We start from the raw sequence: 20512 nt of genomic DNA, 5'->3' as shown, positions 1-20512 counted from the left end.
AAAACCTAATTATGTACTATTTGGTGCTATATTTTTAAAAAGGTAAACACCATTTTAATTTTTTATTGAATAATCTTGTTTACTTTTGAATTCCCAATGACATTAATATGATAGATGAAGACATTGTCAAAGCTTTAAAAAAAGGCCATATAGAAACTTTAGAAGCCGTTTATTTGGAGCATAAATCTGCCTTTATTGGATTTGCTAAAAAATATACCGCGGACGAAGACTTGATAACCGACATGTATCAAGATGCCATTATTGCATTGCGGGAAAATGCTATGAATGGAAAATTGGATAATTTAAAAAGCGAAGTCAAAACCTACCTTTTCAGTATTGGAAAATATAAGATTTTTAAAGCCTTAAAACAGCAACAAAAATTACATTTAGTAAGTGAGCCTGCATTATTTGATAGCTTAAAGAATGAATATGATCTCTCTACAGAATTAATAGGCGAGCTAACCGACGAACAAAAACAGTTACAAGCAGCCTTTATTAATTTAGAAGGGAAGTGTAAAGAAATATTGACTTTATTTTATTACAGAGGTTTTACCATAGACGATATTACGGCCGAATTAAATTATAACAACAAAGATGTTACCAAAAGTCAAAAATCACGTTGTTTAAAAGCTTTAAAAGCAATGATCTTTAATTAATAGCATGAATAAAGAGAACTTAATAGAACACTATTTTTCTAAAACACTTACTGAAGAAACTCAGAAAGCGTTTAACCATTTAATGGAAACAGATCCTGATTTTGCAAAAGCGGTTGCATTTGAAAAAAACCTTAAAACGGTTATTGCCAAAGAAGAGCAAACACAACTGAAAGAAAGGTTTCAAGCATTAGACAACACTGCTAAAAGCGCTTTAAAAAACACGGGGAATCCATATTTAAAATGGGCAATTGCAGCTGTAATTATTATTTTATTAGCAATTCCTAGTTTCTGGATTTACCAACAAAACAATGTGAGTAATCAGGCGCTCTATGCCTCCCATTTTGAACCTTATAAAAATGTGGTACACCCTATTGTAAGAGGTCAAGATACTCATGATTTAATGTCCCAAGCTTTTATTGCTTATGAAGCTAAAAATTATGAGTTGGCGTTAAAGCATTTCAATACAATTTTAAAAGATAATCCAGATACAGCATTATATTTTTATAAAGCAAATGCCCTTTTATATTTGGATAAGAATAAGGAAGCTATTACCATATTATCCGACACCAAAAATATTTCTGAAAATTTTAAAGCGCAACAGCTTTGGTATTTAGCACTTGCATATATTAAAACAGAATCTAATTTAAAAGCAGCAACCACCTTAAAAGCCTTAATTAGCAATGGTACGTTTAAGAAGCAGGAGGCCGAAAAACTTTTAAAACAAATTAATTAAATATTAAGCCGCTTGCTTTTTCTGTTTTCTATAGAAGAGCACAACTAATAAAATTAGAGCGCCACCTCCTATTAGATACCAGATTGTATTATTTTTCTTGTCTACGATAGGCGAAATATCTCCAGACATTACAAATCCTGCCCAATAATAAGGATGATCCAAAGACATGTTTTCATTTGCGCTTAAAAAATCTTGTTTCGCCTTTTGTAAAGCTTCAGCTTTATCATTTCCATCTTTTAAATGCTTATAAAATGAAACCATAATTTCTTTAGTAGCATCATCCGGTGCGCTCCATAAACTGGACAAAACTGATGGTACTCCTGCTGCCGTAAAGGCGGTGTTCATAGATACAATGCCTTTTCCTGTTTTAAATTCTCCAACACCTGTATTGCACGCACTTAAAACCACCATATTGGCATTTAGGTTTAAGCCATATAGTTCAGAAATATACAATTCGTAATCGGCCTTCGTATCTGAAAAAACTAAACTACTCAACTCGGAGTCCGCATCATTTAAAAAGGAATGCATAGACAGATGAAGAATAGAATAGTCGTTAGAAAGTGATTTGAAAGCTTCTTTAGAGGCATTATTATTGGTGTAAACATCACTGTTTTCAAATAATTCTGAAATGGAATTCACTTCTTTAATAGCACCATCCAAATAATAAGGCTCACCTCTTACAGCCAACTGCGTATCTGTAGGCGCAAACAGATTGTATGATGGTGCAAATAATGCAATTTTGTCATTCTCTTTATTAATTTCTACCGGCGAATCGATAAAGCTTAATGCAGAAACATAACTAATTTTAGTTTGGTTTAGCAAATAGTCATGGTTGGATACTAATAGCTCAAAAGGCAAATAATGCAAAATACCATCTGGAATAATATAGATGTTATTATTACTGGCCAAATCAACGTCGGTAAGTAAAATACTGTGCAAATTTGCTCCGTGTTTTTTAATTTCAATTATTGGAACATTAATATTTTTAGTTTTAGATAGCATTTTAGTGACCTCTGGTTTTATGTCCAAATAACTACCCAGGTTAGTAAATTTAATATCATTGTTATTATAAATAATTCTGAATACTTGATTGTTTACTATTTTATACTTTATTATATAACGATCTTTAAAAATCTGTTTTTGCTTTTGCGAATCCTCTGAATTTATAATTTGAGAGATATAAAAACCTTGCTCTTTTATTTGATCTTTTATAGCATCCAACTTTAAATTTTCTTCAAAAATAAGTTCACGCAAGCTATCCGATTTTTTTTCAATATTTTTCTTTTTCAGATAGGTAATATTAGACCGTAAACGCTGCTCATCATGAATGAGTTCATCCGTTTCGTTCAGATTAGATTCCGCCCTGTTGGCAATAAATGTATTCAGCAAATATTTAGCTTCAATAGTTTCGGTAAAATTTAAAAATAAATCAATGTCGCTTTCTGCTAATTGGTTGTTGGATGCTTTTTCAAGAAAGTAAAAACTTATTTTATCGTAGGTCTTTTTTAGTTTTTCATTTAGAAACTCATGATGAAAATTAGATTCAAATTGTTTTAAAGCTATGAGATATAACGTATGTCTTACGGTATCATCTTTAAATGATGATTTTTCAAGATTTTCTATAAGTTCTAAAAGATACTGGATATCATTCAAAACGAGACTTGGTGTAAAATCCTGATAAGCCATTGTTTTAATATCTAAAGCTTTATTTTCTTCAGAAATCCCATAAATTAATTTATTGATATAAGTATAAGCTTCGTTATTCTTCTTTTTAAAATTTAATGAGGCATGAAGAACTAATATGTCATTTTCAATGGTTGGACGTAATTTTTCTTCACCTTCAATTTCCTTTAAAAGTTTTTCTGCTTCTACATATCGCTCCTCATCAATTAAAATCTTAATTTTTTCTATTGTAAATTGATCTTCAAGCTTCTTAAAATTTATTTTTTTATGAAATTCTAAACCTTCATTGAGATAGGTCAAGGCTTTTTCATTATTTTTAAAACGGTAATATCTTGCTACGATTAAATAAGCAGTTGCTATAAAATCTGTTTCAATATCGTCCAGTGTGTTTTCTGAATTAATGGTTTTCATTTCCTGAAAAAGCGACAACATATTATCTTCCTGTCCTGTTTCACGATAAATTTTTAGTAAAGATGCCTTAAACTGCAAATCTCTTTTAAAACCTATTTTTCCTCTTCTAGATTCCTGTGCTAAAGCTGCATTATCTTTATATAGTTGAATAGCTTTTTTTAAATAATTTTCTGCTTTCTTATAATTTCCTTCAAGCTCTTCGTAATCGGATAGATTGGTATAAACACCTATAAAGTAGTCCATATTTGGTTTGTCCACACTTTTAAATGTGGCTTCAGACTTTTTAAGATATTTTAAGCGTTTGGATGGAATGTTTAAAAATTCATAGTTATAAACCATGGCCAAGTCTAAATAAATACTAGCCATATTATTGGTGTTTCTCACTTCAGGATCAATATGTTGATACAGATCTTCAGCCTTTTTTAATACCGCAACAGATGCGTTAAGCCTACCAACCACACGAGACACGACACCAGAAGTATGCAAGGTTTTCATTAAAACGACAGAGTCTATTTCTTGACATTTGTAATGATAATCTATAGATTTAGCCACGTATTTATCCGTGTCCCGCATGTTCCTCATGTAATTATGAGCAAAAATATACATGCGTCTATACGCTTGGTAAAGTCTTTCTGGTTCAGCACCAGACTCTTCTAATTCTAAAATTTGTGATTGCAGACTTTTATAGGCTTCAGATTTCAGTTCTGCGTTAGAAGTGGCAAGTTCATTTTTACTCATCTCTAACAATAAATTTAGAAATGGAACCGTATCTTTTTGCTGTGTTTTTGCTATATCAATGGCTTTTTGTCTAGGTTCAATAACATCTTTAAACTGAAAATTAAGCTGTAATGAATCTGCATTTTTGGTGTAGTCTTGCCAAGTAGTTTGGCTAAATAACACGTGAAAGGTTAACGAGCTAATTAAGAAAAAAATTACTTTTTTCATAAGGAATAGGTCTCATTTGGGTTAAAAATATTAAACGCAATTAGTCTCTAATATAGGCGAGTCTATATTAGAGAATAGATGGACAATATAATATATTTGAGTAAGTTATGACAACTTTTCGGCTACCTTTTCTAAATCGGTATACCAGTCTTCACCAAATTTTCTTATTAACGCCTGCTTAACAAACTTATAAACAGGCACTTGTAATTCTTTACCTAGAACGCAAGCATCATCGCAAATTTCCCATTTATCATAATTTACCGCAGAAAACTCGGAATACTCTTTAATTCTAATAGGATATAAATGGCAAGAAACGGGCTTCTTCCAATCAATAGCACCTTGATTATAGGCCTCTTCAATCCCGCACAAAGCCGTTCCCTTTTTATCAAAAGTTACATAAGCGCAATCCGCTCCATCAATAAGTGGTGTTTCTAATTCACCAGTTGCTGTGGTAATAAAAGTACCTTGAGCTTCAATAGCATCAATCCCAATTTGACGTAAAAAGGGTTTTACTTTTGGGTAAATATCCTCCAGGATTTGGGCTTCCGCCTTTTCAAGTGGTGCACCTGCATCACCATCTATACAACAAGCACCTTTGCACGCCGACAGGTTACAGACAAAATCTTTTTGGATAATATCCTCCGAAACTATGGTTTTTCCTAATTGAAACATGCTGCAAAAATAGAGAAACTTTCGGTTACTATAATGATGGAACTTTAGGAATAATGGTCTAATTTTGTAAAAACTATTAATTACGTCATCTTTGTTAGATTCTTTTTGGAATGTTCTTTCGAAAAAATTCAGAAACGTAAACGAAAACTATTTTTATTATGAAAATACTCACGCTTGTCCTATCCATTTTAGCCATTGTTTTAATTGGATTTAATGTGACTAAAATTAATTTTAGCGCACCTTTTGAAGGTGAAAGCATGGTGGCGTTGATTACTATTTTTGCTTCGCTTTGCGCAATTGTACTTTTACAGATTTTATCTATTTCAAAAAAAATTGATCAAAAAGCTAAAAACAATAACTAATGTTTGATGTTTTAATTATTGGTGGTGGTGCAGCTGGTATGTCCTGCGCATTAGTTCTAGGTTCAGCAAAAAAACAAGTGTTTGCGGCAGATAAACATATTGGTATTATTCTTCATCAGAAAACATCGCATTTACAAAACGCCTTATTTAATAATGTTTTAGGTGTAACACCTGGCACTACAGGCGCAGATATTTTAGTTTCCGGAAAAGAACAATTACACACCTTATATCCACATGTAGATTGTATTGAACATGAAAAAGTACAAACTATAGCCAAAACTACTGATGGTTTTTCCGTTATTACTAACAAGGCAACCTACATATCTAAACTAGTAGTTGTGGCTGTTGGATACACGAATTTACTCACTATTTCGGGTTTGGAACCATATATTAAACCACACCCACGAGCAAAAACGGAGAAAGAACGTATTTGGTTACAAAACGATAACCATCTAATAGAAGACGGGTTATATGTGGCTGGAACGCTTGCTGGTTGGCGCAGTCAATTCGCCATAGCTTCAGGAAGTGGTGCTCATGTGGCAACGGATATTTTAACACTATGGAATAACGGAGAACACGTTAAAGTTCATGATAAAGTTTAGTGGTTAATGAGACTATGAATAATCGTAACCAAAATTGATAACTTTAACTAAAAGTTAAACGGCTATAACTTGGCATCCAATTTTAGAACCTCTTCAATCATCACATCGCTTTTATTGAGCACTTCTTCAAAAGCACCTTTGGTATAAAGTTGTGCCGCCAATGTTGCTTTAATGTACTGTTTTACCTCATCATTATAAGCTACAAAAGTTATATTGGCACTTGTTTTAGAGTTGAGATAATCTTGAAAAGCTAATACAAAATCGTCCGATACGATGAAATTATCAATAAAATCCTTACGCGAAAAATCATCATAAGCATGGCGATTTTTCTCCAATTCTTCAAACACAAAATTACTCACAAAACCACGACGTTGTAAAAAGGTTAAGGTTTCGTTTTGCATGCTTAAATCTAGTGGCACAAAAACGTCTGGAATAATGCCACCACCGCCATAAACCACTTTACCTTTTGGTGTGGTAAACTTCAAGGAATCGGCTACTTCTATTTTTTCAGGATCTAGGAATTCACCACTGCTTAGACGTTCAAAATAATCATCGTAATAATCTTTATTACCATTATTATAAGAACGTTGAATGGAGCGTCCTGTTGGTGTATAATAGCGCGACACGGTTAAACGTACCGCACTACCATCTCCTAAATTCATTTCTCGCTGCACCAAGCCTTTTCCATACGATCTTCGGCCAACAATGGTTCCCTTATCGTTATCTTGAAGTGCGCCAGCTACTATTTCACTTGCCGATGCAGAATTTTCATCAATAAGCACATATACTTTACTGTTTTCAAAATCGCCTTTTTTGGTAGCATAACTTTCTTGAATACTTCCACGTTTATTTTTTGTGAATAAAATAAGCTTATCATCTTCTAGAAACTCATCCACTATTTGTTCGGCAATGGTTAAAAATCCACCTGGATTACCACGTAAATCCAAGACCAAATCCTGAACATCTAATTTTTTTAAATTTTCTAGTTCTTCCTTAAACTCTTTATAAGTAGACTCTGCAAAACGGTTGATTTTTATATAGCCCAATGTTTCGGTAAGCATGTAAGCCGCATCCACACTCCGAATAGGAATATGATCGCGCTTTACTGTAAAGGTCAGTAATTTTGGTTCGCCTTTACGGTAGACTTCTAATTTAACTTTGGTATCAATTGGTCCTTTTAGCTTCTTGATAATATCTGAATTGCTTAAATCTTTACCAAAAATGGAATCGCCATCGGCGGTAATAATCCGATCGCCACCTTGAATACCCACTTTATCACTTGGGCTTCCTTCAATAGTTCGGATTACAGTAATGGTGTCATTATAGGTGTAAAAACTAATACCAATACCCACAAAATCACCTTTCATGTTTTCGGTAACCCGTTGCATATCGGCTTTTGGAATATAAACCGAGTGTGGATCTAGATTTTCTAGAATACCGTTAACAGTAATATCTACAATGCTGTCTGTATTAACATCATCTACATATTCATAATCAATATAATCAATTAGCCGATTTAGCTTTTCCTTTTTACTATTGGAGCTAAATAAACGATCTGGTTTATCAGAAAAATTTAATTTTCCACCTATAAAAATTCCAGCCGCAATTCCTACGCCTAGTATCAGTGGTAAATATTTCTTTTTAAATGTCATTCAGCTGTTAAATCTGTAATTAATTTTAATTCTATTCCTGCTTTTTGTAAAAACTGTAAACCCGAATCATCTTTATAAGCATCCTTATAAACCACACGTGTTATACCTGCTTGATGGATTAATTTACTACATTCTTTGCATGGAGAAAGGGTAATATAAAGGGTTGCACCCATACAGGACTGTGTAGATGCCGCAACTTTTAAAATGGCGTTGGCTTCGGCATGGAGCACATACCATTTGGTATACCCTTCGTCGTCCTCGCAAAAATTTTCAAATCCGGTTGGTGTACCATTGTAACCATCGGAAATAATCATTCTATCTTTTACAATGATGGCACCAACTTGTTTGCGTTTACAATAGGATAATTTTCCCCATTCTGAAGCCATTCTTAAATACGCTTTATCATATTTAAGTTGTTTTTTCTCTTTCATAAACATACTTACTTATAACGAAGATAGTGGCTTCGTATTTTAATTACAACCTCACTATTAAAGATTTATGAAAACTTTAGGCATCAGGCGTCTTTAGGCTATTAAATCGCTATTTAAAATCATAGGAATTACCAATCCAACGACGACTGCTGAAATAACCATAACCCAGTCGCGCTTTGAAAAACGGAAAACAGTTTGCATAATATAACCCAAAAATAGCACCACAAATACAATGATTATTTGGGCCAATTCTATACCAAGAGCAAATTCTAATAAGGTAAGAAGTTTGTTATCCGATTTTCCAACCATCATTTGAAATTCTCGAGCAAAACCTAATCCGTGAACGAGTCCGAAAAAGAGGGTCGAAAAAAATAGCACACCAATTTTCTCTTTTTGGGCACCTTTTCCTGCAGTAAACACATTAAAAAGAGCAACAATTAAAATGGTAATAGGAATTAAAAACTCCACTAACGCTCCATTAACACTCACAACGCCATAGGCAGCAAGCACCAAAGATAAGGTGTGACCTAAAGTAAAAATGGTTACTAAAATGAGAACACGTTTCCAGTCTTTAAACAGATAAGGAACTGTAAGTACAATAAGAAATAGTACATGGTCATAGGCATTAATATCTAAAACGTGATTGATGCCATATTCAACATTAAACCAGAAATTTTCAAGCATTAGTTATGTAGTTTTTAGGGTGTTTTCAAAGATACAATTTAAAATGAATTGATAAAAAACAAGACCTAAAATTACGCAAACTTTAAAACGAAAATACACCCGTTTTAACGGCGTTTATTCTTTATCCTTATTCTTATAATCAACCGTTACTGGAATACTAGTTTGCGAACCATATAATTTAATTTCAGTAATATCAGCAGGCATATTTAAACCATTTTCCATAATTACTTGTTTCACATTTCTCACAACGGTACTTTTTACTTCCAAGGCGCGTTTTCTATATTCCTTTGTTTGAGCCCAAAAGAGAATTTTTAAATTCACGGTACTTACGCCTAACGAATCGACTACCACAAAACACTCGTGTTCTCCATCCTCAAAAACACCTTCAGAATTTCTAACTGTATCTAAAATAACTTTTTTAGCCGTATCAATATCGTCTTCATAATCTATACCTACCATAAAATCTAGTCTAAAAAACCCATCTTCGGTATAGTTATAAACCGCTTTTTTTATAATATCGCTATTGGGAATATACACATCGCGACCATCAAAAGTTTTTACCTTGGTATATCTGAATTCTAACGATTTAATTTTACCAAAAATATTATCTACCATAATGGTATCATCCACATCAAAAGGACGGTTGAAGGACAAAATAATTCCGGATATAAAATTCTCGCCAACATCTTTAAAAGCAAACCCTATAATGACGGCTGATGCTCCGGCAGCTGTTAACAACCCTGTTGCTACACCTTGTAATCCAGCTACTTTTAACGCCATCATAATAACCAATGTTAAAACCGCTAATTTCACCGTTTTAGACAGGAAATTAACCATTAACGGGTCTTGTGTTTTTAATAGATAGGTTTTTTTAAAAAAACGTGAAATAATATTAGCCAGCAGAAACCCAACAATTATCATTATTATGGCCAGAATAATTTTAGGAACACCCATAATGAAAGATTCCCAATAGGCTTTCAAAGATTCTTTCATAAGCTGAATTGATTCATTCATAAGATTTCTGTTTGAGAATTAATAAGAACTAAAAATACGGTTTTACCAGTAATATATTGAACCATTTGAAAATAATACGGACGGTTACGAAGCGGTCTATAAAACTCGTATCCCCGAACCTGCTTTTAAAATTATAAAAATGGTGATAACAAACGCACCATTTTCTCCCACAAATGAATATATTTTGGTCTATCTAACCAAGCTTGTGCATCCATTAATTCAGAATCTTTTAAATCATTTTCAAAAGCTTCTGTAAGTTGTACCGCTATATTTTTGCTATAAATCATGGCATTGACTTCAAAATTAAGATCAAAACTTCTATAATCCATATTGGCCGATCCTACGATGGCCAAATCATCATCTACAACCATTGTTTTTGCATGCACAAACCCTTTATTATACTTGTAAATTTTTGCACCAACTTGCAACAGCTCTGTATAATAAGCACTTGCGGCGGCATTTACCATTCTAGAATCTGAAACACCTGGGATGATGATTTTAACATCTAATCCGCCTTGAACGGCAATAAGTAACGCATCCATTAAACTTTGGTCTGGAATAAAATACGGACTTGTAATATAAATGCATTTTTTGGCAGAACTAATGGCTTCTAAAAGGGAATAAAAAATAACAGGCTGTAAACTATCTGGACCGGAAGCGGCAATTTGAACCACTTCGTTAGAGATGACTTCTTGTTGGGTGCTATCTATAAAATAGGACTCTGAATACTCAAATGGCGTTGTGCTACAAAAGTTCCAATCACCCATAAATAAATACTGTAAATAGGCCGTGGCTTGACCTTTGATTACGACATGCGTATCTCTCCAAAATAAATGATTTTTAGTACTTAAATCATTTCGGTACTTATCGCTCATATTAATACCACCTACAAAACCAACAACTCCATCAATAACAACAATTTTTCTATGATTTCTGTAATTGATTCGGTTTGCAAATGCATACCATTTTATTTTATAGAATGGTGCCGTTTGCACGCCACCATCTTGTAGTTTTTTTATGAATGACCGCCCTAAACCATGACTTCCAAAATCATCATACATAAAACGAACTTCAACGCCTTGACTGGCTTTTTTTATAAGCATATCGGCAATTTGATTGCCTGTAATATCATCTTCATAAATATAGTATTCTATATGAATGTGCGCTGATGCTTTATCCAGTTCTTTTAATAATTCTGGAAATTTTTCATCGCCATTTATTAAGAGTTTTACGTCGTTATTTGCGGTTAATGGGCTACTTCCTGCACGACGAATAAACTCAATCAACGTTTCACTTTTTCTTGCAATTAATCCAGAATTACTTATAGCTTCAGAATAGGTGTTCATCCTATTTCTAATGCGTTCTCGCAGCGGTTCGTCTTCCACTATTTTTTTTGAATAGAGTTTTCGTTTTCTGTAGTTTGTTCCCACAGAAAAGTAAAAAATCATACCCAAGAATGGTACAAATACAATGAATAATATATAGGATAAAGCTTTGGTACTACTACGGGTATCGTACAATACTCTAGAAATAACTAAAATAACTATAATGATATAAGCAATTTCTCCAAGTAAAATCCAATTCATGTAACAGGTGTTTATGATGCTGTTAAATTAACAAAAAAATAGGCCTTATGCCCATTTGGATAAAGAAAAAAGACCTTGCACTAGTATAAAGTTGCAAGGTCTAATTCTTAAAAATATATGCGACTATGGATTTTTAAAGCCTAAATATGTTCTTTTTCAAACGTTTCCTCCAGGGCTTCTTCACTTTGCTCTTGAAACAAATACCGTTCTTTACTATCATCTAATTCATCCATCCATTCGGTATGATGAGTTTCTGCCATCGTACCAGTAACAACGCTTTGGAAAGTTTTATCTCTGTAGGTCAAAATATTTTCATCTTTATCCTGTAGCCATTCTTTAAACATTTCCGCTACTTTTTCTACATTAAAATCCGGATAATCCGATAGGCTTAATAAGTCTTTAATATATGCGGTTTGAAAATCAACATGATCAAAACTCGATTTTAATTTTTCGTTTTCAATTAACCATTTATTTATATCCAAACGGCGTTCAGCTTTTGATGGTAATTTATAACGATCCATCATAAAATCTCGTGCTACCCAAGCTTGAGTATCAAACATATTGAAGGTGTAGTATTGATCTTGCATTCCTAAATAAATCATGTTAGGCACATCATTAAAGAAAACACCTTTATACAAATGATCTGGGTAAAGATTATTTTTTGTCTTCAAGCGTAATTCATCCGGAAGAAATGGGAATTTATGCTGATAGCCTGTACACATAATTACGGCATCAAAACTTTTGGACGTTCCATCTTTAAAATAAGCCGTATTGCCTTCAAAATATTTCAATAAAGGCACTTCTTCAATTCCTTCGGGCCAATTTACACCAATAGGATTACTTCTATAACTTAAAGTTACTGATTTTGCACCGTGTTTATGGCATTGTACACCAATGTCTTCGGCAGAATAACTACTCCCAATTATTAATAAATCTTGATCTTTATATGGATCGGCACCTCTAAAATCGTGGGCGTGTAATACTTGACCAGGAAATTGTTCTATGCCTTCAAAATAGGGCATATTTGGTGTTGAAAAATGACCAGATGCTACAACCAGATAATCAAACTCTTCTGAATAGGTTTTATCAATTTTTAAATTATCTAAAACAACTTTGAATTTTTTAGTGTCTTCATCATAACTTACCCATCGTACCGTAGTATTAAACCGAATATAATCGCGAACATTATTCTTTTTTATTCTGCCTTGAATATAATCGAATAACACCGGTCTTGGTGGATATGAAGAAATAGGTTTCTTAAAATGCTCATCGAAAGAATAATCTGAAAACTCCAAGCATTCTTTCGGACCATTGGACCATAAATATTTATACATACTCCCATGAGCAGGTTCACCATACTTACCAACACCTGTTCGCCAGGAGTAATTCCACATACCACCCCAGTTACTTTGCTTTTCGAAGCACACAACTTCTGGAACTTCTAAACCTTGTTTTTTTGCAGCTTCAAAAGCCCTTAACTGTGCTAATCCACTGGGACCAGCACCAATAATTCCTACGCGTTTTTTATTCATAATATAGCATTAATTTATAATTGCGCATCCATCTAAAAAATTAGATTGAGCGCAAATCGTTATTATTTAAAATTTATTAAAATGCTGCGTTTTTGCAGCGGGGGAAGCAATAAACACGCAATAATTAGAAACGTAATTTCTAATTTAGGACTGCTATTGGTGTTATTTTTCCGAAGCGAATAATATATGGATTTTAAGTGAGGATATCTAATATTTACACCATTTAATCAGGTAAATTAATGCGTTTCCTTACTATCCCTTAAAGTTAATTATTGAATAACAAATCGTCTGAATCCGTAGGTTCCATTTCATAAAATGAAGAACAATAAACCTACGTTCTTGGCACTAGTTTAGGATTTACTTTCTTCTCACGTATGAGATAAATACCAATTAAAATCAAAATACCGCCAAAGACGTACCAAATTGTGAATTTTTCGCCATCAATAATTCCCCAAATCACGGCAACAACAGGTAACAAATAACTTGCTGTACTTGCGAAAACTGCAGATGTGTTTTGAATTAATTTATAATACAGTAACATGGCAATTGCTGTTCCAAAAATGGTTAGAAATCCTAAATAACCTAGTGGTTCTACATATTCTGGTTTCATTTCAAAATTTTGAATAAACCCTGTAAAATACAATATAACCATAGCCGGAATAGCCCAGATAGTATAAACAGCAGCTGTTAACTCTACTGCTTTTACTTCTGAAGTCCGCTCTGTAATTACAACGGCGTTTATGCCATAAGATGCGCCTGCTAAAACAATGAGCATTGTATATCCAAATTGCGAACCTTCTGTATTTGCATCTGAAAAATATATTAAACTTGCGGCTCCTAAAAAACCAATAACGGCGCCAATTACTTGTGTCATTTTACTTTTTATTCCGAACAGTAAAAATCCAAATATTAGAACAAAAACAGGCACTAAAGAGTCCAATATTCCCGCCAATGAGCTGCTTACTTGGGTTTGCGCTATTGGAAACAGAAACATAGGTAAGAAATTACCAAAAAAACCAACTATAGCCACCCAAAGCAATGTTTTTTTAGTCATCTTTTTAATTGCAGGGATCCCAATAATTGCTAATAATATACCAGAACCAACAATTCTAATAGCTCCAATCTCATAAGGTGTAAATGCCACAAGTGATTTCTTTATAAGCATAAATGAACTTCCCCAAGTTAATGTGATGACTAATAATAAAACCCAACGATTATTGAAAAATTTTCCCATATTAAAAAATTAAAGCAGCCATTAAAAACAACTGCTTTTTTAAAACCTCTAGCATACCAAATTAAACATTTTATTGCATGTTTAAATTGGTATTATTTTAATTCTACTCTAATGTTTGTTCGCCACCTCCATTTACAAAAATGGTTTGTCCACTCACCCATTCTGATATAGGTGAGGCGAAATATAACATAGCTCCCGCAATGTCCTCGGCAGTTCCTAAACGCTTAATTGGTGTGCGCTTTAACATGGTTTGTTCAATTTCAGGTGTTAAAACACTTTCTAAAGCAGCTGTTCTTGTAGCTCCAGGACCAACAGCATTAATGCGTACTTCTGGACCAAAATCGTGTGCTAAATTGGCAACGGTATGATTTACAGCTGCTTTTGAACCGCCATAGCCACTCATATTAGGACTTTTGTTGATACTAGACATAGATGTTGTAAAAACAATAGAACCATAACCTTCTTTTTTCATATATGGCACAGCCAATTGACATAATCGCCAGCCACTAAACACGTTCAATTCATAATCGCGTTTAATTTCATCTACCGAAATTTTAAAAGGATTTTCGCGTCCACCGCCACCTCCTCCAGCGTTATTAATTAAAATGTGGATTCCACCTAATTCTTTTACGGTTGTGTCTACCAAATTTACCAAATCTGCATCTTTTAACACGTTACATTCTACAGCAATAGCCCTTACACCTAATGCTTCAATTTCTTTTGCTGTATTCTTCGCATCTTCTAAATTAAAATCGCCAATCGAAATATTAGCACCATGTTTTGCCAGTAATTTAGCAGTAGCTTTTCCTATGCCATTTGCACCACCAGTTACAATAGCTGTTTTCCCTTTTAAGTTGAATAAGTCTGATGTATTCATCATTGTTTTGTTTCTATTATCTTAATTTGATATCTCCCCCATCTGCCATTAGTGTTTGCCCTGTCATATACTGACTATCTTCACTTAATAAAAAGGCGACAATGGGTGCCACATCTTTTTGTGGATCTCCAAAACGGCCCATGAGATTTTTACTGATAATTTCTTCATATTGCTCTGGAAAATTTTCTTTCCAATGTTTTACACCATCCGTAAATGCTAACGGACAAACAATATTTACACGAATACCATCTTCCGCCCATTCATTAGCTGCTACACGAGATAATCCACGAATAGCTTCTTTAGCTGCCGCATAACTTCCTTGATTTTTCTGGCCTAATAAGCCTGCTCCAGAACCAAAATTAACGATAGACCCTCCGGTTTTTTTGAGCTCGGGATAAGCCGCCTTCATGAAGTTTAAGGTTCCTTTTAAACCTGTGTTCATCGATAAATTCCAATCATCTTCTGTAAATCCAATATTGGTTTTTGGCGAGATGCATGTGCATTATTTACCAAACTTGTTAGTTTACCAAATTTAGAAAGCGCTAATGCAACGGCTTCCATTGCAACCGTTTCCTTCGAAATATCACCTTTTAAAAACGCAATTTGTTCCGGATTTGAGGCTACTTTTTGCATGCCTGCGTCTTCATTTAAATCTACAGCAACTACGCACGCGCCTCTTTCTGTTAATTCCGTTGTCATAGCGCCACCAATTCCTGCTGCACCTCCTGTTACAATAATTACTTTATCTTTTAAATTTTTCATAATATTCTAATTTATGATAATTCCAAAGATAACGATTACAGCTGCTAAAATTAATTTAACTCGTTAATATTAAGCATATTTTAACAGCTAAATACACCAATTTAGGCGCATTAATACAATAAGATTTACAAGTAATTTATGATGATAAATTATTTAACTATATATCAATAGTCACAAAAAAATTAAGGAAATAGTTTGGGAGAGCTTCGTGTTATCCCTAAATTGTATTTTTCCAGATAAAACTATAAAAATCAATGTTTAAATCACTACTCCTTCTTTTTACTTCATTTTTTCTTATTTCGAGTCTAAATGCTCAAAATGACCTTAATGAAATAATAATTAGTGTTGAATTAAACAATCCATCTTCAGAAATAAACAACGGAACGGCTCAACTAATAGTTAAAGGTGGCAAACCGCCTTACCAATACAAATGGAGTAATCAAAATACATCTTTAAATTCCAATAACGCAATTGGTTTAATTGAAGGCATGACGCACTCGGTAATGGTTACAGATGCTAACGGTATGTCGACTTCAAAATCTTTCAAAATACCTGCTGAATCTATTACTGAAATTTTTAATAGTAATGTACAACCTGCGGTAGATTTTCTTGGTGCCATATTATTTTGGGATCCCTTCGCTTCCTTCGGAATATACGATCCCGTGGTTTATATTTCAAAAGACGATATTGGACTCCCACATATAAAAAACACCAATCAAGACTATTTTTTAAAAGAATGGTTAGTTCCTGATGGAGCTACGGTGCAACAGAATCAGGAAATTGCAATCCTTGAAATTAATGGCAACGAAACAGTTGTACGTGCCAATTTTGGCGGAAACCTTAAACATCTCGTCAATAAAAACGCACACATTTCCATAAGTAGCAAACCAACTTCTACTGATGAGCCTTTAATAGGAACAATTCAATTTAAAAATCCACAACCTTTGTTACACCCCAATGGTGATGTAGTTGAAAACACCATTCCGTTTATTGTTATTTGGCTTATGATGGGAAGTGTTTTTTTCACCATACGCTTAAAATTCATCAATATTCGAGGTTTTCGCCATTCTTTAGGATTGGCTAGCGGTAAATATGACGATCCTAATGCGCCGGGAAGTATTACACATTTTCAAGCTATGGCAACTGCCGTATCTGCAACCGTGGGACTAGGCAATATTGCTGGCGTAGCAGTTGCTATTTCTTTGGGTGGAGCTGGCGCAACATTTTGGATGTTTATGGCTGGTTTTTTTGGAATGTCCTTAAAATTTGCAGAATGTAGTATGGGTGTAAAATACCGTTTTATTGATTCGGAAGGTAGAATTTTTGGAGGACCGATGAACTATTTACGCTATGGTCTTGAAAAGCGTAAGTTTAAAAAACTAGGTAAATTTCTAGCAGGACTTTTTGCGTTTTTGGGTGTTGGTGCTTCTTTTGGTGGTGGAAATATGCTCCAATCTAATCAAGCATTTAAAATAATGTCCGAGCAGGTACCCATTCTTCAAGGTCAAGGTTTTTTATTTGGTATTGGTTTTGCTGTGCTTGTTGGTATTGTAATTATTGGCGGAATAAAGAGTATTGCTAAATTCACAGGAAAAGTTGTACCATTTATGGCCATGTTATATATTATTGGTTGCTTGGTGGTAATAGGCAACAACATCGATAATATAGGCGGAGCTTTTATGGCAATTTATGATGGTGCTTTTTCTGCCGATGCCCTAAAAGGTGGTTTTATAGGCGTACTAATTGTTGGATTACAACGTGCTGCATTTTCCAATGAAGCAGGTGTTGGATCTGCGGCAATAGCCCACAGTGCATCCAAAACCAATAATCCGATTGCGGATGGTTTTGCTTCTTTAGTTGAACCTTTAATTGATACGATGTTGGTTTGTACCATGACTGCTTTGGTTCTAATATTTACAGGTATTCATAAAGATGGTGGAGGAATGGGAGGTGTAGAATTGACGTCTGCTGCTTTTGGAAGCGTGGTATCTTGGTTTCCTATGATTTTAGCTATTGCTGTATTTTTATTCGCATTCTCAACCATGGTGTCTTGGTCTTATTACGGCATGCGTTCATGGACTTACCTCTTTGGGCGAAGCAAAAAAGGAGAATTACTCTATAAATTTATGTATTTAGGCTTTGTGGTTTTAGGAGCTTCTGTAAGCCTTGGTGCCGTATTGAGTTTTGCTGATATGATGATTTTAGCCATGTCGTTTCCAAATATTGCTGGATTATACATTCTAGCACCCGAAATATATGCCGATATGAATGTTTATTTAGATAAACTTAAAAAAGGAAAACTCTACATAGCAGAAAAGTTCGTTAAGGCGTAACGGCACAACCCTTAACTATTTATTTATGTATGAACGTTTAATAAAAAATCAGTTTTTAAAACTATAGGTATATATCGTTTTACCTTCCTTAATGGTTTCTAACACGTGAATATCTTTAATTTCTATTGGCTCTACTTTTAACGGGTTCTTGTCCAAAATGACAAAATCTGCTAATTTTCCTTCAGTTAAAGTGCCTTTTAAATTCTCATCAAAAAGCTCATAAGCTGCATTGGCTGTAATTGCTTTTAGGGCTTGATACGGTGTTGTTCTTTCATTTTTGCCAATGACCACGCCGGATCTTGACACGCGATTTACCGCTGTCCAAATTGTAAAAATAGGATTGATTGGTGTTACAGTAGCATCCGAATGATTGGTAGGTTTTAAACCTAAACGCGCTGCACTTACCATAGGGCTTAAAAATTCCGCTCTTTCTTTTCCTAAATTCTCGACGTGAATATCTCCCCAAAAATATGCATGATTGGTAAAAAATGAGGGCTCCATTTTATATTTCACAAAGGTTTCTAATTGATCTGGTCTTGCAAATTGTGCGTGAATAATAATGGTTCTTCGGTCGTAATCTAAAGGCTGATTTAATGTTTTGCACGCATTTTCATGTGCTTCAATAATCATATCAACAGTGGCATCGCCATTACAATGCACAAATAATTGGTTATCCTTCTCATAAGCCATTACAAATAAATCGTTTATGGCGGCTTGTGTTAAACTTGGCAAACCTCTGCAATCGTGAGCGCATCCTGGCACTTCAGTTAAAAAAGGCTTGGTGAAAAATGCCGTTTTTCCTTGTGGCGAACCATCGGCAACTATTTTTGTGCCTTGTACCTTAAATCTGTTTTTGTAGGTTTTAAACTCCAATGTTGAGTCTTTTAAATTAGATGCTAATTCCGCATAACCCGCTAAAGAAATTAAATCGATTTTAAATTTCCCAGCATCTGCTTGCCTCTGAAAGAAACGAATGGTATTTCTGTCCGTCATACCATCATGCGCCGTAGTAATACCGTTTGAGGCATAATAGTCTTGAGTGGTATTAAAAAACTCTTCTTGTTTAGAGGCTAGATTTTCAAGCAGCAACCTTACAAAAGGATACATGGCTGTTTCTTGAACTAGGCCCGTTGGTTCATTAGAATTTGGAAATCGTGCAATGGTACCACCTTCCGGGCTTTTAGTCTTTGCCGAGACTTCTAATTTTTCTAGTCCTAACGAATTTGCAACGCCCATGTGGCCGCTTGTATGCTGCAAATACACTGGATTATTTGGTAAGACTTTATCGATGTCCTTTTTAGTAGGATGTCGTTTTTCTGCTAACTGACCATCGTCGTAACCCCAACCATAAATCCATTGGCCATCGGGAATGTTTTTATCTTCTTTATACTGTTTTAATTTTTTTAAAATATCATCAATATTAGTGATGTCTCCAACTGGTTCTGGATTCAAATCAACTTGTCCCATAGTGTTAGAAACCATCCCGAAATGACTGTGCGGATCTATAAAACCAGGCAATAAAGTTTTGCCGTTAAGATCAATTTTTGTTGATCCGGGAAAGTGTGATTCGGCTTCGGTTCTCCTACCAACGAAAACAATTTCACCATTTTTCTCAACGACAGCCTCGACATATTCCGGTTTTTCAGAATCCATTGTTAAAATATCACCATTGAAAAATAGTTGCGACGTTTCAATTTCGGCATCCATTTTATCCGTTGTTTTTTCATGTTTGTTACAACTGAAAAAAGCACATAATGCAACTATGGTAAGTCCTATTTTTTTCATCATTGATTGGTTTTTAAGGTCATAATAATTCGGTCTTCATTATCTAAAAAATAGTTATCTAAAACAACATCACCTTCAAAGCCTAAATGCTTGTAAATTTTTATGGCTGCTTCATTATCTGGATAGACCGTTAAGGCAATTTCTTTCGCATTTGCCGTTTTTAAAACCTCAACTAATTGCTCCGTTAGTTGTTTTCCCAACCCTTTACCGCGCCCATCTTGATGAACACCTAAAGACAAGACCCAACCTTGCATATTCTCTGAATTTAATCCACCTAGAACATAACCCAAAACGCTGTTGTCTTCTTTGGCTACTAGAAAATAGTGACCAGAAATATCAAATAATTGGCGAATTACAAAAGCTGGATAACTATCCGTATCAAAAACATGCTGCTCAATGGCAATAATAGATTCCAAGTCTTGTAATTGTGCTCTTTGTATCGTAATCATAACGTATTTTTTGTTTGTAATTTAATTAAATATCCACTTCCAACCATAAAATGGAAATCTGTTTTTAGTCTAAATTGAATGCTGCTTGATTGTTATTAGAACGCTAAAA

At 34.2% G+C, this 20512-nt stretch carries 17 protein-coding genes and 1 pseudogene; 5 read left to right on the top strand and 13 right to left on the bottom strand.

Translation table 11 applies throughout. The annotated features are described in order from the left end of the window. Window positions 1-107: 107 nt before the first annotated feature. A complete protein-coding gene (locus tag GMA17_RS14605) occupies window positions 108-656 on the top strand; it encodes a sigma-70 family RNA polymerase sigma factor (RefSeq protein WP_248397452.1) in 549 nt (182 codons plus the stop codon). Window positions 657-660: 4 nt separating this feature from the next. After that, window positions 661-1389: a tol-pal system YbgF family protein gene (locus GMA17_RS14600; protein WP_248397450.1), complete on the top strand. Its 729-nt coding sequence runs from the start codon at window positions 661-663 to the stop codon at window positions 1387-1389. A gap of 3 nt (window positions 1390-1392) precedes the next feature. Here the strand turns inward: GMA17_RS14600 and GMA17_RS14595 are convergent, their stop codons facing one another. Continuing rightward, on the bottom strand, window positions 1393-4428 hold the full coding sequence (locus tag GMA17_RS14595; protein ID WP_248397448.1) for a CHAT domain-containing protein: 3036 nt from the start codon (window positions 4426-4428) through the stop codon (window positions 1393-1395). Window positions 4429-4533: 105 nt separating this feature from the next. Beyond that, window positions 4534-5100, bottom strand: coding sequence for a DUF3109 family protein (locus GMA17_RS14590; protein WP_248397447.1), 567 nt, complete (start codon window positions 5098-5100; stop codon window positions 4534-4536). A 158-nt stretch (window positions 5101-5258) separates the two neighbouring features. On the opposite strand from GMA17_RS14590, the gene GMA17_RS14585 reads away from it, so the two are divergent. Together GMA17_RS14585 and GMA17_RS14580 are read left to right on the top strand one after the other, a co-directional pair. Continuing rightward, a complete protein-coding gene (locus tag GMA17_RS14585; RefSeq protein ID WP_248397445.1) occupies window positions 5259-5462 on the top strand; it encodes a hypothetical protein in 204 nt (67 codons plus the stop codon). Next, the gene (locus GMA17_RS14580) at window positions 5462-6064 is read left to right on the top strand and encodes an FAD-dependent oxidoreductase (RefSeq protein ID WP_248397443.1); all 603 of its coding nucleotides are present in this window, start codon (window positions 5462-5464) and stop codon (window positions 6062-6064) included. The genes GMA17_RS14585 and GMA17_RS14580 overlap by 1 nt, the downstream gene beginning before the upstream one ends. 62 nt (window positions 6065-6126) lie before the next feature. Here the strand turns inward: GMA17_RS14580 and GMA17_RS14575 are convergent, their stop codons facing one another. From GMA17_RS14575 to GMA17_RS14535, 9 genes and pseudogenes are all read right to left on the bottom strand, one after another. After that, window positions 6127-7716: a S41 family peptidase gene (locus GMA17_RS14575; RefSeq protein ID WP_248397441.1), complete on the bottom strand. Its 1590-nt coding sequence runs from the start codon at window positions 7714-7716 to the stop codon at window positions 6127-6129. Continuing rightward, complete coding sequence (locus tag GMA17_RS14570) at window positions 7713-8147, bottom strand: dCMP deaminase family protein (RefSeq protein WP_248397439.1); 435 nt, start codon at window positions 8145-8147, stop codon at window positions 7713-7715. Before GMA17_RS14570 ends, GMA17_RS14575 begins: the two co-directional genes overlap by 4 nt. Before the next feature lie 93 nt (window positions 8148-8240). Beyond that, window positions 8241-8831, bottom strand: a complete 591-nt coding sequence (locus tag GMA17_RS14565; RefSeq protein ID WP_248397437.1) for a HupE/UreJ family protein — start codon at window positions 8829-8831, stop codon at window positions 8241-8243. A gap of 114 nt (window positions 8832-8945) precedes the next feature. Continuing rightward, window positions 8946-9845, bottom strand: a complete 900-nt coding sequence (locus tag GMA17_RS14560) for a mechanosensitive ion channel family protein (RefSeq protein ID WP_248397435.1) — start codon at window positions 9843-9845, stop codon at window positions 8946-8948. Window positions 9846-9976: 131 nt separating this feature from the next. Next, a complete protein-coding gene (gene cls, locus GMA17_RS14555; RefSeq protein ID WP_248397433.1) occupies window positions 9977-11431 on the bottom strand; it encodes a cardiolipin synthase in 1455 nt (484 codons plus the stop codon). 140 nt (window positions 11432-11571) lie between these two features. Beyond that, on the bottom strand, window positions 11572-12963 hold the full coding sequence (locus GMA17_RS14550) for an NAD(P)/FAD-dependent oxidoreductase (protein WP_248397431.1): 1392 nt from the start codon (window positions 12961-12963) through the stop codon (window positions 11572-11574). A 331-nt stretch (window positions 12964-13294) separates the two neighbouring features. Beyond that, window positions 13295-14197 carry a DMT family transporter gene (locus tag GMA17_RS14545; RefSeq protein WP_248397429.1) on the bottom strand — a complete coding sequence of 301 codons (903 nt, stop codon included), beginning with the start codon at window positions 14195-14197 and terminating at the stop codon, window positions 13295-13297. Between the two features lie 103 nt (window positions 14198-14300). Next, window positions 14301-15077, bottom strand: a complete 777-nt coding sequence (locus GMA17_RS14540) for a glucose 1-dehydrogenase (protein ID WP_248397427.1) — start codon at window positions 15075-15077, stop codon at window positions 14301-14303. Window positions 15078-15090: 13 nt separating this feature from the next. After that, a pseudogene (locus GMA17_RS14535) lies at window positions 15091-15773 on the bottom strand (SDR family NAD(P)-dependent oxidoreductase). A gap of 317 nt (window positions 15774-16090) precedes the next feature. On the opposite strand from GMA17_RS14535, the gene GMA17_RS14530 reads away from it, so the two are divergent. Next, window positions 16091-18169, top strand: a complete 2079-nt coding sequence (locus GMA17_RS14530) for an amino acid carrier protein (protein ID WP_248397425.1) — start codon at window positions 16091-16093, stop codon at window positions 18167-18169. 48 nt (window positions 18170-18217) lie between these two features. Here GMA17_RS14530 and GMA17_RS14525 read toward each other — a convergent pair whose 3' ends face one another. After that, entirely contained in the window at window positions 18218-19957 is a 1740-nt protein-coding gene (locus tag GMA17_RS14525) for an amidohydrolase (RefSeq protein ID WP_248397423.1), read from the bottom strand. After that, window positions 19954-20403: a GNAT family N-acetyltransferase gene (locus tag GMA17_RS14520; RefSeq protein WP_248397421.1), complete on the bottom strand. Its 450-nt coding sequence runs from the start codon at window positions 20401-20403 to the stop codon at window positions 19954-19956. The genes GMA17_RS14525 and GMA17_RS14520 overlap by 4 nt, the downstream gene beginning before the upstream one ends. Between the last annotated feature and the right edge of the window lie 109 nt (window positions 20404-20512).

The sequence above is a fragment of the Bizionia sp. M204 genome (genome assembly GCF_023205095.1).
Lineage (GTDB): Bacteria > Bacteroidota > Bacteroidia > Flavobacteriales > Flavobacteriaceae > Algorimicrobium > Algorimicrobium hallyeonense.
Note: the sequence above shows the minus strand (reverse complement) of the source record. Positions and strands in the feature narration are given on the sequence as shown.